Annotated in this window: 11 protein-coding genes; 3 read left to right on the top strand and 8 right to left on the bottom strand. The window is 67.4% G+C overall.

What is annotated here, in order from left to right; translation table 11 throughout:
• Positions 1 to 23 precede the first annotated feature (23 nt).
• Together ACFW6D_RS09805 and ACFW6D_RS09800 are read right to left on the bottom strand one after the other, a co-directional pair.
• Entirely contained in the window at positions 24 to 1,169 is a 1,146-nt protein-coding gene (locus ACFW6D_RS09805) for an acyl-CoA dehydrogenase family protein (protein WP_379326608.1), read from the bottom strand.
• 35 nt (positions 1,170 to 1,204) lie between these two features.
• A complete protein-coding gene (locus ACFW6D_RS09800; RefSeq protein ID WP_379326606.1) occupies positions 1,205 to 2,701 on the bottom strand; it encodes an aldehyde dehydrogenase family protein in 1,497 nt (498 codons plus the stop codon).
• 170 nt (positions 2,702 to 2,871) lie between these two features.
• On the opposite strand from ACFW6D_RS09800, the gene ACFW6D_RS09795 reads away from it, so the two are divergent.
• Genes ACFW6D_RS09795 through fadD5 form a run of 3 tightly spaced genes read left to right on the top strand, consistent with a single transcriptional unit; the run spans position 2,872 to position 6,232 of the window.
• Positions 2,872 to 3,858, top strand: coding sequence for an NAD(P)H-dependent flavin oxidoreductase (locus ACFW6D_RS09795; RefSeq protein ID WP_379326604.1), 987 nt, complete (start codon positions 2,872 to 2,874; stop codon positions 3,856 to 3,858).
• The gene (locus ACFW6D_RS09790) at positions 3,855 to 4,670 is read left to right on the top strand and encodes an enoyl-CoA hydratase (RefSeq protein WP_379326602.1); all 816 of its coding nucleotides are present in this window, start codon (positions 3,855 to 3,857) and stop codon (positions 4,668 to 4,670) included. Before ACFW6D_RS09795 ends, ACFW6D_RS09790 begins: the two co-directional genes overlap by 4 nt.
• Positions 4,670 to 6,232 (top strand): fatty-acid--CoA ligase FadD5, encoded by a 1,563-nt coding sequence (fadD5, locus tag ACFW6D_RS09785; protein ID WP_379326600.1) that lies wholly within the window; start codon positions 4,670 to 4,672, stop codon positions 6,230 to 6,232. The genes ACFW6D_RS09790 and fadD5 overlap by 1 nt, the downstream gene beginning before the upstream one ends.
• Here fadD5 and ACFW6D_RS09780 read toward each other — a convergent pair.
• The 6 genes from ACFW6D_RS09780 to ACFW6D_RS09755 all read right to left on the bottom strand — a co-directional run bounded on the left by ACFW6D_RS09780 (position 6,222) and on the right by ACFW6D_RS09755 (position 13,760).
• The gene (locus ACFW6D_RS09780) at positions 6,222 to 7,253 is read right to left on the bottom strand and encodes an alpha/beta fold hydrolase (protein ID WP_379326598.1); all 1,032 of its coding nucleotides are present in this window, start codon (positions 7,251 to 7,253) and stop codon (positions 6,222 to 6,224) included. The two genes, fadD5 and ACFW6D_RS09780, sit on opposite strands and share 11 nt — an antisense overlap.
• A gap of 80 nt (positions 7,254 to 7,333) precedes the next feature.
• On the bottom strand, positions 7,334 to 8,728 hold the full coding sequence (locus ACFW6D_RS09775) for a lipase family protein (RefSeq protein ID WP_379326596.1): 1,395 nt from the start codon (positions 8,726 to 8,728) through the stop codon (positions 7,334 to 7,336).
• The gene (locus tag ACFW6D_RS09770) at positions 8,659 to 9,618 is read right to left on the bottom strand and encodes a diiron oxygenase (RefSeq protein WP_379326594.1); all 960 of its coding nucleotides are present in this window, start codon (positions 9,616 to 9,618) and stop codon (positions 8,659 to 8,661) included. The genes ACFW6D_RS09775 and ACFW6D_RS09770 overlap by 70 nt, the downstream gene beginning before the upstream one ends.
• An 83-nt stretch (positions 9,619 to 9,701) precedes the next feature.
• Positions 9,702 to 10,385, bottom strand: coding sequence for a TetR/AcrR family transcriptional regulator (locus tag ACFW6D_RS09765; protein ID WP_379326592.1), 684 nt, complete (start codon positions 10,383 to 10,385; stop codon positions 9,702 to 9,704).
• A gap of 286 nt (positions 10,386 to 10,671) precedes the next feature.
• Positions 10,672 to 12,879, bottom strand: coding sequence for an acyl-CoA dehydrogenase (locus tag ACFW6D_RS09760; RefSeq protein WP_379326590.1), 2,208 nt, complete (start codon positions 12,877 to 12,879; stop codon positions 10,672 to 10,674).
• Positions 12,880 to 12,881: 2 nt separating this feature from the next.
• A complete protein-coding gene (locus ACFW6D_RS09755; protein ID WP_379326588.1) occupies positions 12,882 to 13,760 on the bottom strand; it encodes an SDR family oxidoreductase in 879 nt (292 codons plus the stop codon).
• Positions 13,761 to 13,765: the final 5 nt, after the last annotated feature.

The raw sequence follows: 13,765 nt of genomic DNA, 5'->3' as shown, positions 1-13,765 counted from the left end.
GCGGTGGCGACGAGGTCGGCGGGTCAGAGTCCGAGGGTGCGGCCGATGATGTCGCGCTGGATTTCACTGGTTCCACCGAAGATGGTGGAGACCAGTGCACCGCGGACGTGCTTTTCCATGTCGAATTCGCGGGCGTAGCCGTACCCGCCCATCATCTGCATACCTTCGAGGGCCACCCGCTTGCCGACTTCGGTGGCCTTGAGCTTGGCCATCGAGGCTTCCCTGGCGAGGATCCTGTTCGGGTTGGCGTCGGCTTCGCGCGCCACGCTGTAGACCAGTAGTTTGGTGCATTCGATCTCGGTGGCGAGGTCGGCCAGGCGGTGCCGCAAAGCCTGGAACGTGCCGACCGGGCGCCCGAATTGCTTACGCTGCGTGACGAATTCGAGCGTGTCCTCGAAGGCGCGTTCGGCGGCGCCCAGGCTCATGGCGGCGAGGATGAGGCGTTCGAAATTGAGGCCGGTCATCAGTTGGCGCCAGCCGTTGCCTTCTTCGCCGACCACCGCGTCCTCGGGGAGCAGACAATCGGTGAAGTAGAGGTCGTTGGTTTCTTTCTGGTTGCCCATCAGCTCGATCGGGGTGATCTGCAGACCGGGGGTGCCCGCGGGGACGTGGAACATGGTGAGCCCCTCGTGTTTTCCGCCGTCTTTCGAGGTGCGGGCGACGAGCAGGATGTTCTCGGAGATATGGGCGTTGGAACACCAGGTCTTCTGGCCGTTGATCAACCAGCCGTCAGCGGTCTTCACCGCCTTTGTCGACAGATTTCCCACATCGGAACCCGCCTCGGGCTCCGACATCGAAATCGATTGGGACGCACCGCGAACGATGCCACGCAGCACGGAGTCCTTTTGCGCTTCGGTGCCGAATTTGGCGTAGGCGCCGCCGGTGATGAGAGTCGGTCCGATCGCCCCGATCGGCAGCATTCCGCGCAGCGATTCCTCCAGCAGAATGCACATGTCGACCATGGTGGCCGCGGACCCACCGTATTCCTCCGGCACGGTCAAACCGAGCCAGCCGAGCTCGGCCATTTTCGCGTAGACGCCCGGATTGTGCTGTTCGGTGTCGTTGGCGGTGAGCGCGTCACGCTGTTCGCGGGTGCCCGCCTCACGCTTGGCGAATGCGGCGACGGCCGCGGCGAAATCCCTGTGTTCTTGGCTGAATTCGACGCCCATGCTGGTGATTCCTCGTCTTTCGTTGTGGTGGGTGATTATTCGGCGCGCCCGAAACGGCGGGCGGTGATCTTGCGAACCAGCGCCATGGTCGATTCGGTGCGGGCGAAGGACTGCAGTGCCATGCCAGGAATCGCGAAGCGCTGGCGGGCGATCGAATGCGGGCGGGTGAAGCCGAGCAGGCCGGCGGCGCCGTGGATGCGGCCGATGCCGGACTCCCCCACTCCGCCGAACGGCAGGGCGGGAATGGCGGCGTAGGAGGACGGGCTGTTCACCGAGGTGGCGCCTGCCCGCAGCGCGCGGGCGATCTCCATGCCGCGTTTGCGCGAGTACACCGAGGAGGCCAGGCCGTAGCGGGAGGCGTTCGCCAGCGCGATCGCTTCCTCGACATCGCGCACACCGCGCACAGTCAGCGTCGGTCCGAAGGTTTCCTCGCGCACCGCCGGCGCGTCCTCTGGGACGTCGAGCAGCACGATCGGGCCGACGAACGGCGCCCTGATCGAGTCGGACCCACCGAATACGGCAGTGGCGCCCTTGGCGAGCGCGTCGTCGACGTGCTCGGCGACCACGTCGACCTGGCTGGGCAACGTCATCGGACCGTAGGACTGCCCTGGCGCGAGTTCGCGAACCCGCGCCGTGACCTCGGCCAGGAACTCTTCCAGGACGGAGTCGACCACATAGCAGCGTTCGGTGCCCACGCAGGTCTGGCCGGAGTTCGCCATCGCCGACCAGACGATCGCGTCCGCAGCGGCGGCGAGATCGGCGTCCTCGGCCACGATCGCCGCGTCCTTGCCGCCGCATTCCAGGACCACGGGCGTGAGCCGTTGCGCCGCGGCCGCCATGATCCGCTTGCCGGTGGCGGTCGAGCCGGTGAACGCGATCATGTCGACCCCGGACTCCACCAGCGCGCGACCGGTATCGCCGGATCCGGTGACGACACTCAGAATGTCATGGGGCAGTGCGGGATTGGCCTTGGCGAACGCGTCGACGAACCAGTGGCCGACCCCGGTGGTGAGCTCGCTCGGCTTGAAGACCACGGTGTTGCCCGCGGCCAGCGCGTAGGCGATGGACCCGTTCGGCGTGTACACCGGGTAGTTCCACGGGCCGATCACCCCGACCACGCCGTGCGGACGCTGCTCGATCACCGCCTCGACATTGGCCATCATCAACCCCGGCCACACCGACTTCGGCTTCAAGACCTTCTGCGCGTTCGCGGCCGCCCAGTTGAGGTGTTCGACGGCGGTAATCACCTCGAGATAGGCGTCGTCGGTGGGCTTGCCGTTCTCGGCACTGATCAGCGCGCAGAACTCGTCGACATTGTTGACGATCTGCGCGGCCCACCGTCGCAATGCCCGTTTCCGCTCGGTGAAACCGAGCTCACGCCACAGCGGCGCGGCCGCCCTGGCCCGCCCGACAGCAGTGGCGACAGCGGCCGCGTCGTCGATCGGCCAGCTCCCGATCGGCTCGCCGGAAACGGCGTCGACGGTCGTCAGCATTGTCGCAGAAACAGGTGTGGTAGTGGGCGTTTCGGTCATCTTCGACCATCCTTCGAGTAACACGACGCGGACTTGCGCACACTGTTGACAGTCCACCTCAGCGGCCGTTAAGTTAATCCCAATTCTCGCTAAGTTAATCATGATTCTCGTGGGTTGCACAGAGCTTTCGCGGCAACCGTCGAGAACGTCGAAACCGGACGGAGGGCGCGATGCTGCGCACCCGATTCACCGAAGCCTTCGGAGTCGAGCACCCGATCGTGCAGGGCGGAATGATGTGGGTCGGCCGTGCCGAACTCGCGGCCGCGGTCTCGCAGGCGGGTGGGCTCGGCATCATCACCGGCCTCACCCAACCCACCCCGCAGGCCTTGCGCGAGGAGATCGCCCGGACCAGGGACCTCACCGACAAGCCGTTCGGGGTGAATCTCACTATCCTGCCGTCGATTTCGCCGCCGCCGTATGCGGAGTACCGCCAGGCGATCATCGACTCCCGAGCGCCGATCGTGGAGATCGCGGGCGCCAATCCAGCCACACATCTGCCGTTCCTCAAGGACGCGGGGATCAAGGTGCTGCACAAGTGCACCAGCGTCAAACACGCGCTCAAGGCCCAGCAGGTCGGCGTCGACGCGGTGAGCATCGACGGGTTCGAATGTGCCGGTCACCCAGGCGAGAACGACACTCCGGGACTGGTGCTGATCCCCGCGGCGGCTCGCGAGCTCGAGATCCCGATGCTCGCCTCCGGTGGTATCGCGGACGCGCGTGGCCTGGTCGCGGCGATGGCGCTGGGTGCCGACGGGGTGAACATGGGCACCCGGTTCCTGTGCACGGTCGAGTCGCCGATCGCGCAGGTGGTGAAGGAGCGGATCGTCACCAATACCGAACTCGACACCAAGCTGATCTTCCGGACGCTGCGCAATACCGCCCGGGTCGCCGACAATGCCGTCAGCAGGCAGGTGGTCGAGATCGAGCGTGGCGGTGGCACTTTCGAGGATGTGCGCGAACTCGTGGCGGGCGCTCGCGGCCGCAAGGTCTACGAGGAGGGCGACCTTGACGCGGGGATCTGGAGCGTGGGCCAGTGCCAGGGCCTGATCCACGACATTCCCACCTGCGCGGAGCTGATCGAGACGATGGTGCGCGAGGCCGAGTCCTTGATCGCCGGTCGGCTGGCCGGCTCGATCGTCGAGGCGGTGGCCCGATGAGCGAGAGCCTGCGGATCAGCGAAACGCACGGAATTCTGCGGATCACGATCGACCGCCAGTCGCGGATGAACGCGATCGACCTCGAGACGATGAGCGAACTGGGCGACACCATCATCGGGGCCGAGACCCGGCCCGAGGTCCGGGTGATCGTGCTGACCGGGGCGGGCAAGTCGTTCTGCACCGGCGCCGACCTGGCCGCGGCGGCTGCGGCCGGTGGCAACGAGGCGTCGCCGGAGGTGGTGATGGATCGCGCCAACGATGTGGTGCGCGCGATCGTCGACTCCCCCGTGCCGGTGATCGCGCACGTCAACGGGCCTGCCGCCGGGGTCGGCACTTCCCTCGCGTTGGCCGCCGATCTCATCTACGCCGTCGACACCGCGTATCTGCTGCTGCCGTTCACCTCCATCGGGCTCATGCCCGACGGTGGCTCGTCGGCGATCGTGGCGGCCTCGATGGGTCGCGCGCGGGCGGCCGAACTGGCGTTGCTCGGTGCGCGACTGCCCGCTACCGAGGCCGCCGCGGCGGGGCTGATCACCCGCGCGCTGCCCGCCGAACATCTCACCGACCAGGTCGACGCGGTCGCCGCTCAGCTCGCGGCGGGCCCACGGCGCGCACTGCAACTGACCAAGGCGGCGATCAACGCCGCGACCCTCGCCCAACTCGATCACGCCCTCGCCCGCGAGAAGACCGGCCAGGTCGAACTGCTCACCTCCGCCGATTTCTACGAGGGAATGACCGCGATGCTGACCCACCGCGCACCCCATTTCGACGGCGCCGCCCGCCCGATCACCGACCCGGCCCAGGAGGCCTGATGTCCACGGAACCTCTACGCTCGCGCCGCAACCACTGGATGAACCAGATCGCGATGCACGCCACCACCCGGCCCGATGCCCCGGCATTGCGCTTCCTCGGCAAGACCACCAGCTGGGGTGAATTGCATTGGCGGGTCGAACGTCTCGCCGACGCGCTCGCCCGGCGCGGGGTCGGCGATGGCGACCGCGTGATGATCTTGATGCTCAACAACACCGAGTACATCGAGTCCGTTTTCGCGATCAACACCCTCGGCGCGATCGCCGTCCCGGTCAACTTCCGGCTGACCCCACCCGAGATCGCGTACCAGGTGGGCGACAGCGGTGCGACGGTGGTGATCACCGATGTCGTGCTCGCGCCGCTGGTCGGTGCCGTGTCGTCGCTGACCGACGCGTTCGCCACCCGCATCGTGGTCGGGCTCCCGACCGGTGACGGAATCCTCGGCTACGAGGACCTGCTCGCCGAGGACTGCGCACCGCACGAGCCGCGCGATGTCGCCGAGGACAGCGCCGCACTGATCATGTACACCTCCGGCACCACCGGAAACCCCAAGGGCGCCGTGCTGACCCACCTCAACATGAACGCCCAGGCCCTCACCTGCATCCGGGCCATGCACTACCGCACCGACGATGTCGCCTTCTGCGCGTCACCACTGTTCCACATCGCCGGATTGGGCAGTGTCGCAGCCTGTTTCGTGCTCGGCACGCTGACGGTGATCCATCCGCTCAAAGCTTTCGACGTCACCGAGGTGCTCGATGCCTGGGAACGCGAAGGCGCCACCTCGGTGTTCCTCGTGCCCGCCCAGTGGCAGCTGGTGTGCGCCGATCCGACTGTGGCACAGCGTGAACTGCGATTGCGGGTGATCAGCTGGGGTGCCGCGCCCGCTTCGGACACGGTGTTGCGCGCGATGGCCGAGACCTTCCCGAACGCCCTCAACGTTGCGGTCTTCGGGCAGACGGAGATGTCACCGATCACCTGTGTGCTCGACGGCGAGGACGCCATCCGCAAGCTCGGCTCGGTCGGCAAGCCGATCCCCACCATCGCCACCCGCATCGTCGACGACGAGATGCACGATGTCGCGCCGGGTGAGATCGGCGAAATCGTCTATCGCGGACCGACTTTGATGCGCGAGTACTGGAACAACCCGCGCGCCACCGCCGATGCGTTCGCGGGCGGCTGGTTCCACTCCGGTGATCTGGTGCGCCGTGACGAGGAGGGTTTCGTCTATGTGGTGGACCGCAAGAAGGACATGATCATCTCCGGCGGCGAGAACATCTACTGCGCCGAAGTCGAGAACGTACTGTTCGCCCATCCCCTGATCCGGGAAGCGGCGGTGATCGGGCGGGCCGACGACCGGTGGGGCGAGGTGCCCGTCGCGGTCGTCGCCGCCGAGGACGGCGAGATCAGCCTGGCCGATCTCGCCGATCACCTCGACGCACACCTCGCCCGCTATAAACACCCGAAAGCGCTGGTCGTCGTGGACGCGCTGCCGCGCAATGCGGGCGGCAAGGTGATCAAGCACGAGCTGCGCGCGCAGCACGGGACGGCCGTGGTCAGCGGCTGAGGAACTCCTCGATCGCGGGCCAGGTCGTGTCGGCGGCGGACACCAATCCGAGGTGTCCGCCGCTGACCTCGACGAACTCCACCTCGGCGTTGGGCAGCACATCGAGGCCGCGGCGCACCGAGGCCGCGGGCACCACCACGTCGCTGCGGCTGCCCGCCAGCAGCACCCGGCAGGTGACCTTCGACAGTTCGATCACCAGGTCCGAGCGCAAGCGGATCGACCCGCTCGCGAGTTCGTTGCGCAGCACCAGGCTGCGGTAGATCTGCCAGTAGGAGCGACCGGGGTAGCCGGGCATGCTGGCCATGAACCGGTCGGTGGCCTCCATCTTCGCCAGCGCTTCGGTGTCGAAGGCGTTGCGGGCCAAGTACATCGGCTTGGCGAGCTCGCGGTCGATGGCCTGGATCCGGAACCCCAGCCGCACGAATTCCTGCGGGATGCCGCCCATGATCTTGGTGGCCAGGGCCATCTCCCGGCCGCCGGTGACCTTGGAGACCAGACGCAGCGGGATCAGGAACGCGGTGCGGGCCTGGTCGATCGGTGCGGCCAGGCAGGTTATCGAGGCGATCGGCAGGTCGGCGTGCGAGGCGGCGGTCAGCAGGGCGAGTACACCGCCCAGTGACCAGCCGATGATGTCGACGCCGCGGCCGTCGTGCTCTTCGGACACGCGCGCGATCGCCTCGGGCAGAATGTCGTCGGTCCAGTCCTCGAGGCCGAGATCGCGGTCGGCATAACCGAATTCGCCGTAGTCGATCACGTAGGGCTGCCTGCCCTGTTCCAGCAGGAAGCGCACCAGGCTCTGGCCGGGACGCAGGTCGAAGCACGCGGTTGTCACCGCGAGCGGCGGCACGAGCAGCACGGGATTGCCCGTCGCCGACGTGGCGCGGTCGTAGCGCTTCAGGTGGCGGTGCGCCCCGTCGTACACCGTCGTCGACGGCGCGGGCTGATAGGACTCGAGTCCCCGACCGAACGACACCGACCACACATTGCGCACTGCGCGCGGCAGCTCGGCAACGATCCCCATCGGCAAACCCCTTACCTCACCAGTTGCTGCCGGTCGGCAGACCCATTATCGCCGATCTTACCAGTGAGTAAGTTCTGATTTCACGCCGCGTGACGTGCTTCACCGACCCTGCGATCACTGCCGTGCCCGGTCGCCGACGCGGTGATCGGCCGCCCGAACAAGACCCGGAACGCGGTGCGTACGAGTGCGCCGAGTCCGCGACTCCCCGCCGGCAGCGCGAGCACGCTGCGCACTGTGCGGGTTTGCGAGGGTGTCACCGCGAGACCGGCGAACCGGTCGGCGAGCCAGTTCAGGCTCAGCGGTGTCGACAGCGGCAGCAGGCTGATGTGTTCGCTCCCCCGATCTCGCAGATAGGTCACGTGCGCGCCGCGGTCGCGGTAGCGCTGCACCAGCGCGTCGATATCCTCGACCGCGATGATCTGGTCGTGCACGCCCTGCACGACCAGCAGCGGGACGGTGGGCGCGCGGTCACCGAGCGTGAGGTCGGCGAAGACGCCCAACATCGCTTCCATGGCCAGCAGCTCGGCGATCGGAGTGCCGCTGTGCCGGTCGACGTTGTAGCGGGCCAGGCGCATGACCGCGGCGGCGGTCGTCGACCGGGCGGCCTTGTCGAGCACCGCGCGGCCTTCGTCGCTGAAATGGGTGGCAACGAGCTCTTCGAAGGCCGGATACACCCGGCGCAGACCGGCTACGACGAGCGTCGGCAGGCCCGCGTGCAGGCTGCCGTTGAGCCGGTGGAAGGTCGACACCAGATCGCCCACCGGGGACCCGAGCACGGCACCCGCGATGTCGAGTTCGGGCGCGTACGACGGTGCCATCTCCGCGGCCCACGCCGTCGCCAACCCGCCACCCGAATATCCCCAGAGACCGACCTGCGCCGACGGGTCGAGCCCGCCGGGTTCGAAGGCCAGTGCCGCGCGGATGCCGTCGAGTGCGCGGTAGCCCGGCTCGCGTGGTGCGCCCCACGCGCCGAGCATGCCTTCGTGATCGGGGATGGAGATCGCCCAACCCCTGGTCAGCGCGTCGGCGAAACACAGGAGTTCGACATGGGCGAAGGTGCCGATGGCGCGCGAGCCGCGCTGCAACGCATACGACGGGAACGCGCGCGGTGAGATGGCGTCGATCGCGCACTGGAACGACAGCAGTGGCGCACCGGGCGCGACACCGCCGAGCGGTGCCACCACGGTGGTGACCGTGGCCTCGGGCATGCCGTTGAGATCGGTTGTGCGATAGAGCAACTGCCAGGCCCGCACCTTCAGCCCGATCAGGCCGAAGGCCGCGAGTTCGACCGGGCGCGAGCGCAGGATCGTGCCCTCGGCCAGGCTTTCGAAGCCCGGCCGAGGGGTGAAGAACGGATCCTTGTCCGGGACCACGGCTCGAGTGGGCGCGGACCAGCTTTCGGCCTTCATACGGCCCTGCGCGCGGGCTCGCTGCGGTAGCGCGAGACCGGTCCGTCGATACCGAGCACCCGCCATACCCGCTTGGCGACCGGGTTCATCAGGCCGATATCGGTGGCCAGCGCGCGCACATCGGTGAACACGTCACGCTTGATGTGCTGGGAACCGGGGTCGCGCCAGTACGCCTCGCGCATCACCTCGGCGGGGATGGCGAACTTGTCGACGAACTGCTTCGGCGGGGTCGCGATCATCGACAGCATCACCCGCATGGTGATCGGAAAGACCACCGACAGTACGGATCTCGCTACCGGGCTCGCCGAAGGCACGTTGCGGCGCAGATATTCGTGCGCGAACGAGATGTGCCTGGCTTCCTCGGCCACGTGGATCTCCATGGTTCGGTGGACCATCGGGTGCAGGTCGGTTCCACTGCGCAGCAACGCCTTCTGCAAGTGATCGATCGGCTCCTCGCCACCGAGAACCATCGTGAAGAAGAAGTTGGGAAAGTACTTCACCGCGGGCCAGATGACCATCGTGAGCTTGCGATCGATGGTGCCCATGCCGACCACATCGCGATAGCCGATGCGGTTGATCATCTCCTGGAACATCATCGTGTGGTTGCACTCTTCGGCAGCCTCGTGCGTGGCGTAGCGGAACTCCGGGTCACCGTTGGGCACCGAGATCAGGTACTGCATCAAACCGCGGATCAGCAGCTGCTCGAAGTCGATGCCCACCTTCGCGATGCACGCTTGGCGCCACATCCCCATCGCGATCTGCCGTTCGACCGGCTGCGCTTTGTACCAGGGGTGGCGGCCGAGCGGGTCCTCTTCGGAAATGATCCAGCGCGGATCGTCGGTGCGCACGGCGAAATCGGGCGAATCCCAGTCGATGTCGACGTAGGGATCGAAGTGTTTGGTGACCGAGCCCTCGGACAGGCTCCGCAGGGTCTCGTGGTAGCTGGACAACGTCATCGGTGTCTCCTCAGGTGGTTCCACCTACCAGTTTAATGGTACCGGCGGTCCCATACAAGGGTTGACGATACTGCGTGTCACAGCTAATTCGCGGCAGTGAACTCCGCGATCGAGGTCAGCGGATCGAGCGAAATACCCACTTCGCGCAAGCTGGCGTCGATGACCGCCCAGATGGCGATCTGCAGGTAGGACGACAATTCTTCGGCGTCCATGGGCTGCATCGAGCGGCTCAGCCAGCGGTTCACGCTGCCGTCCACGAAGCTCACCAAGCCGAAGGCCATCGGTTCGGCGACCGCCACGGGGGCCGATTGGGCGCGCAACGCGGTTTCGAAGATCTCGCGCAGGGTGCCCGCGATGGCGATTTTCGTGCCGGAGACGATGGGCGAGTTGCGGCCCTTGGTCGCATCCGAGCCCGCGCCGAGGAAGTAGTGCAGGCGGGGGTTGGTGGCGATCCAGCCGACGTAGGCGTCGATGGAACGGGCGATCGCCTCGGTGACGGTACCTTCGGGGTTCAGCGTGGGGGCCAGTGCCGCCATCAGATCGTCGATGATGCGGGCGCGGAGCTGTTCGTCGAGGTCTTGGCGGTCTTTGAAGAGGCGGTAGAGGACCGAGCGGGGGACGCCGGCGAGGTCGGCGATCTCTTGTACACCTACTGAAGCGCCCTGAGCTTGGACGGCCTCGAGGGCTGCGGCGAGGATTAGTTCGCGGCGATCGGCACGGTGGCGGTCCCAGCGGGTGGCTCTGCCGTCGGTGTGCTGTGCGGTCATGTCCCTCCTCACTGTTTGCCGAGCCCGGGTAGTTGGGGGCTGTGTTTTTGGAGCGCTGGCGCGCTCGAGCGGGGCCCTCCGGGGCCCCGATCTTCCCTCCCTCCGGGTACTCCTTCGTCGCACCCTCCGGTCAGTCCAGATCGGGGCGGGCCCCTTTGGTAGAGACTTCCTGGTGATTACCCGACCCAGGGTGGATGTAATTGTGACTACGAACTGTAGTCCAGGGGGTGCGGTGATCCGGGTGGGGATGGTCGGGCGTCGGGGGTGCCGACGCCCGACCGGGGGGTTACGCGGTGGCTGCGGCGTCTCGGGGGAGGCCGAGCATGCGTTCGCCGATGACGTTGAGCTGGACTTCGGTGGTGCCGCCGTAGATGGTGGTGGCACGGCCCGCGATGAGTTGTTCCATCGCGTGGTCGCTGCGTTCACCGGGGACCGACACCACCCCGGCGACGCCGAGTTCGGCGACAACGTACTCCGAAATCGCCTGTCCGAGTGCCATTCCCAGCAGTTTTCCGACGCTGGACGTGGTGGACACGTCGATGCCGGACAGCTGCTTGAGCACCACTCGGGAGCTGATCACGTCGACCGCCCGGCTCTCGGCCATGAGTTCGCCGAGTTGGTAGCGGGCCACCGGGGAGAGGTCGCGGCCGGTCGCGAAACGGAGCAGGTCCGTATCGGTGGCGTAGGCCTCCATCTTCTGGCTCAGGGCAACGCGCTCACCCGCGAGGGTGGTGCGGGCCACGTGCCAGCCGCCGTCGACGGTGCCGACCACGTTCTCGTCCGGGATGAACACGTCGTCGAGGAACACCTCGTTGAACAGTGCCGATCCGGTCATCTCCCGCAGGGGACGCACCGTGATGCCGGGCGAGGACATGTCAAGCACGAAGTAGGTGATGCCTTCGTGCTTGGGCTTGTCGGGGCTGGTGCGCGCGATCAGCATCGCCCAGTCCGAGAACTGCGCGACCGTGGTCCAGATCTTCTGGCCGGTCACCCGCCAGCCACCGTCGACCTTGGTGGCCTTGGTGGTCAGGCTCGCCAGGTCCGAACCCGCACCCGGCTCACTGAACAGCTGGCACCACACCAACTCACCGCGCAGGGTCGGCACGACCAGTTCTTGCTTCTGGCGCTCGTCACCGTGCGGCACGATCGCGCCGACCGCCCAGGTGCCCATCAGCAGCTGCGGCATCTGGATACCGGAGGCCTTGATCTCTTGGGCGATCACGACCTGCTCGAGCGGCGAGGCCGACCGGCCGTAGGGTCGGGGCAGGTGCGGGAGGTTCCAGCCACCGTCACCGAGGGCGACGAGCTGGTCGTCCTCGTCGTCGATCGCCGCGATCTCGGCGAGCTCGGCCCGGACGGCGGCCCGGATCTGCTCGGCCTCGGCAGGCAGTTCCAGTTCGCTGGACAGGGTGAGCCCGGACAGCGCGTAACCGGCCACCGCTTCGGCCCGGACGTCACGCGCACCGAGCTGCCCACGCAACGCGAGCGCCCGCCGGTAGTACAGGTGCGCGTCGTGCTCCCAGGTGAAGCCGATACCACCGTGCACCTGAATACACTCCTGGGCCACCGTGACGGCGGCGTCCGGAATGATCAGCGCGGCAACGGCGGCCGCGTAATCGGCGGTGTCGTCGTCGCGATCGAGGGCGAACGCTGCATCCCACAACACCGCGCGCGCCTTCTCCAGCGCGATGCCCATCTGGGCGCACTTGTGCTTGACACCTTGGAACTGACCGATCGGGCGACCGAACTGCACGCGGGTCTTGGCGTATTCCGACGCGGTCGACACACACCACGACATCACGCCGACCGCCTCGGCACCGAGCACCACTGCGGCCAGCGAACGCACGCGCGCCGAACTCACGTCGAGCACCCGATCGAAGGCGAGTTCGACCGAATCCGCTTGCAGCCGTGCGGAACCGCGCAGCACGTCGATGCTGTCCTGCGCGCTGATCGTCAGCTCGATGTTCTCGAAGACGACCCACCGCTGCTCGTCGGCCACCGTCACCGGCGCGATGATCACATCGGCGGTCAGTGCCCCGAGGACACCGTCGGCCGTGCCGTTCACGGTCAGCACACCATCGGTGAGCGTGCCGGTCAGGTTCGACGACAGCGCCACCGCACCGGTGCGCGATCCGTCGGCCAATCCGGCGAGCCGGGCCGAGCTGTCCCCGGCGCTTGCGGCCAGCACTGCCGAGGCGAGCACCGTCGGCACGAACGGCCCGGTGTGAACTCCCCGGCCGAGCGGCTCGAGCGCCACAGCCAGCGTCAGCAGGCCCGCGCCCTGACCGCCGAGGTCCTCGGCGATGTGCAGGCTCAGCAGATCCTGCCCGACGAGTGCGTCCCAGAACGGGAGCTTGCCCGTGTCGGCGGACTCGACCGCGGACCGCACGACCTCGGCCGTGATGGTCCGCTCCACGAAACCGGCGACCGCGTCGGCGAGGGCCAGGTGGTCCTCGCTGACACCGACACCGAGCTCATAACTGTTGCGCGCCATGGCTAGTTGGTCGCTTTCAGCTGGGCGGCCACCTCGTCGATGGTCCACGGGCCGTCGGTTTCCACGGTGCGCACGTCGTGCCAGCCGGCGAGTTCGACGATCGCGCCACCCTGCACGGCGAACACCTTGCCGGTGATCGGGCAGTCGGCCTCGGCCAGGTGGGCGACCAGCGGGGAGATGTTGGCCGGGGCGAACGCGTCGAACTCACCCTCTGGCACCTCGGCGGCGAACAACGCGCCCATGCCGGGGGTGGCCAGGGTCAGGCGGGTGCGCGCGATCGGGGCGATCGCGTTGACCCGCACGCCGTAGCGCTCGAGCTCGTCGGCGGCGACCAGGGTCAGCGCGGCGATGCCGGCCTTGGCGGCACCGTAGTTGGCCTGGCCGGCGTTGGGCATGAAGGTGCCGGAGGCCGAGGCGGTGTTGATCACCGAGGCCGACACCGGGGTGCCCGCCTTGGACTGCGCCTTCCAGTACGCCGCGGCGTGATGCAGGGTGGCGGCGTGGCCCTTGAGGTGCACCGCGATGACCGAATCCCACTGCGATTCGTCCATGCCCGCGATGAACGCGTCACGCAGGATGCCCGCGTTGTTCACCACGATGTTCAGCGTGCCGTATTCGCTGATCGCCTGGTCGACAAGGGCTTTCGCGCCGTCCCAGGTGGCGATGTTGTCGGTGTTGGCGACCGCGGTACCGCCGGCGGCGACGATCTCGTCGACCACCTGCTGGGCGGGGCCCGCGTCGGTGCCGGTGCCGTCGTTGGCGCCACCGAGGTCATTGACCACGACCTTGGCGCCCTCGCGGGCGAACAGCAGGGCGTGTTCGCGGCCGATGCCGCGACCGGCACCGGTGATGACCGCGACGCGACCGTCGAGTTTTCCCATAAGAC

Source organism: Nocardia sp. NPDC058705 (assembly GCF_042749305.1).
In the GTDB taxonomy this organism is placed as follows: domain Bacteria; phylum Actinomycetota; class Actinomycetes; order Mycobacteriales; family Mycobacteriaceae; genus Nocardia.
Note: the sequence above shows the minus strand (reverse complement) of the source record. Positions and strands in the feature narration are given on the sequence as shown.

Coding starts and splice junctions, on each gene's coding strand:
- ACFW6D_RS09805 (WP_379326608.1), bottom strand. CDS start 1,169: ATGGGCGTCGAATTCAGCCAAGAACACAGGGATTTCGCCGCGGCCGTC.
- ACFW6D_RS09800 (WP_379326606.1), bottom strand. CDS start 2,701: ATGACCGAAACGCCCACTACCACACCTGTTTCTGCGACAATGCTGACG.
- ACFW6D_RS09795 (WP_379326604.1), top strand. CDS start 2,872: ATGCTGCGCACCCGATTCACCGAAGCCTTCGGAGTCGAGCACCCGATC.
- ACFW6D_RS09790 (WP_379326602.1), top strand. CDS start 3,855: ATGAGCGAGAGCCTGCGGATCAGCGAAACGCACGGAATTCTGCGGATC.
- fadD5 (WP_379326600.1), top strand. CDS start 4,670: ATGTCCACGGAACCTCTACGCTCGCGCCGCAACCACTGGATGAACCAG.
- ACFW6D_RS09780 (WP_379326598.1), bottom strand. CDS start 7,253: ATGGGGATCGTTGCCGAGCTGCCGCGCGCAGTGCGCAATGTGTGGTCG.
- ACFW6D_RS09775 (WP_379326596.1), bottom strand. CDS start 8,728: ATGGCGGGTGCTCGGTATCGACGGACCGGTCTCGCGCTACCGCAGCGA.
- ACFW6D_RS09770 (WP_379326594.1), bottom strand. CDS start 9,618: ATGACGTTGTCCAGCTACCACGAGACCCTGCGGAGCCTGTCCGAGGGC.
- ACFW6D_RS09765 (WP_379326592.1), bottom strand. CDS start 10,385: ATGACCGCACAGCACACCGACGGCAGAGCCACCCGCTGGGACCGCCAC.
- ACFW6D_RS09760 (WP_379326590.1), bottom strand. CDS start 12,879: ATGGCGCGCAACAGTTATGAGCTCGGTGTCGGTGTCAGCGAGGACCAC.
- ACFW6D_RS09755 (WP_379326588.1), bottom strand. CDS start 13,760: ATGGGAAAACTCGACGGTCGCGTCGCGGTCATCACCGGTGCCGGTCGC.